We start from the raw sequence: 1,834 nt of genomic DNA, 5'->3' as shown, positions 1-1,834 counted from the left end.
TGGGCGCGACGAACGCGCGCGTGCTGCTTGGCCTCGTCAAAGAGTTTCGCCGCGCCGATGAAATTCGGCGCCACGGCCTCAGGGTGCGCTCGAAACTCCTGTTCTGCGGGCCGCCGGGCTGCGGCAAGACGCTGTGCGCGGAGATTTTCGCCGCGGAGCTTGGACTACCGCTCTTTCTCGTCAAGCTTGACCGGCTGATCTCGTCCTACTTGGGTGAGACGGCCGGCAATGTCCGCAAGATTTTCGAGTTCGCCCGCAAGCAACCGTGCGTTCTGTTTTTTGACGAGTTCGACGCGCTGGCGCGCTCGCGCGATGACAGCAGCGAGCACAATGAGCTGCGCCGCGTCGTCAACAGCTTGTTGTTGTTCATCGACCACATCCAGCCGAAGGGCTTCTTGATCGCCGCGACGAACCTGGACCGATCGCTCGATCCGGCGGTCTGGCGGCGGTTCGACGAAGTCGTCTGGTTCGACAAACCTGGCCGGTCGATGATCGGGCGATTCTTGCGGTTGAAGTTCAAGAATGTCGACCTCACCTTCGATCCGATGCAGCATGCCGCTGCGCTGGAAGGCTATTCCTACGCCGAGATCGAGCGGGTCTGCACGCAGGCGGTCAAGTCGATGATCATCGACCGCCGCAAGCAGATGCAGGAACGCGATTTCAATCGCGCCTTGGAAGATGAGGCGCGGCGCCGAGCAGGACAGTCTCGCCTCGCGCCGACGAGCTAGGCGCATCGTGGCACGCTACGATCATCTTGAGCTTGTCCGGCTCCCCGAACAATTCGAGCGCCGCAAACACGGCGGCGGCGGGCCTCCGCCAACACGCGATCGCGACCAGCACAGCACGAAACTGCGCGACGAACTCGATGCGGCGACGCAGGCGCAGAGAGGCCGGCGAAAGCCTGAATTCGTCGATCCCTCTCTGATCCTGCGCGTGCAAATGACGGGCGCCCTGCTTGAGGAGGACTGGGAGCGTTTGGGGCTTACGGTCTTGTCGAGCGATGCGGACCGCACGCTCGTTCTGTTCTCTTCAAACGAAGACATGCAGGACTTCCGCGCCCGCCTCGATGCCTACCAGCGCGGCGCGCCGCCCGGCCAGAAGCACGCCCCGTACAACAGTTTCGTCGCAGGGATCGAGAGGATTGGGTCCGTCGAGCCCCGGGACCGGATTGGTTCGCGCTTCCAGGAGGAAGGGTTTGCGGACTTCAACGACTTTGTGCCCCAAACATCCTACCTGGTCGATATCGAGCTTTGGGACCTCGGCGAGCGCCGTCTGCGGGAACGCAAGATCGAGGAGGTCATCCGTTACGTCGAGGCCCGGGCCGGCGATGTCTTGGATCGCTACATCGGTCCCTCGATCAGCATGTTTCGCGCGCGCCTGACGGGCGAGCTCATTCGTACCCTGCTAACGATTGAGGAGGTAGCGACGGTCGATCTGCCACCGGCGCCGGATGTAACGACGGCGGAAGCACTCGACCTGACGCTGGCCGAAGCTCCCGCGCTGAACGCGCTTGCCGAGGACGCGCCGCTCATCGGCATCATCGACAGCGGCGTCAACGATCACCCGTTCTTGGCGGATATTGTCGCCGGCGCGATCGGCGTTCCCGCCGATCTCGGCACGGCAGACGTTTGGGGTCACGGCACCCGGGTCGCCGGCGTCGCCGTGTTTGGCGACCTGCGCGCACAGCTCGCCGCCGGCGCATTGCAACGCGGCGCCCGTATCTGTGCGGCGAAGGTCGTGAACGATCGGGGTGACTTTGATGATCGCCGCCTCGTGCCCTCCCAGATGCGCGAGGCGATCACGACGCTGAACCTGCGCTTCGGCTGTCGGATCT

The 1,834-nt window shown here is 63.9% G+C and carries 2 protein-coding genes; both read left to right on the top strand.

The window, feature by feature from the left end; genetic code table 11:
* The coding region (locus JHD07_RS33835) for an ATP-binding protein (protein WP_291630059.1) at positions 1-728 on the top strand (728 nt) is incomplete at its 5' end.
* Positions 729-735: 7 nt separating this feature from the next.
* A partial coding sequence (locus JHD07_RS33830) for a S8 family serine peptidase (protein WP_366865668.1) occupies positions 736-1,834 on the top strand: 1,099 nt, incomplete at its 3' end.

This window comes from Bradyrhizobium sp., assembly GCF_016462955.1.
In the GTDB taxonomy this organism is placed as follows: Bacteria; Pseudomonadota; Alphaproteobacteria; order Rhizobiales; family Xanthobacteraceae; genus Bradyrhizobium.
Note: the sequence above shows the minus strand (reverse complement) of the source record. Positions and strands in the feature narration are given on the sequence as shown.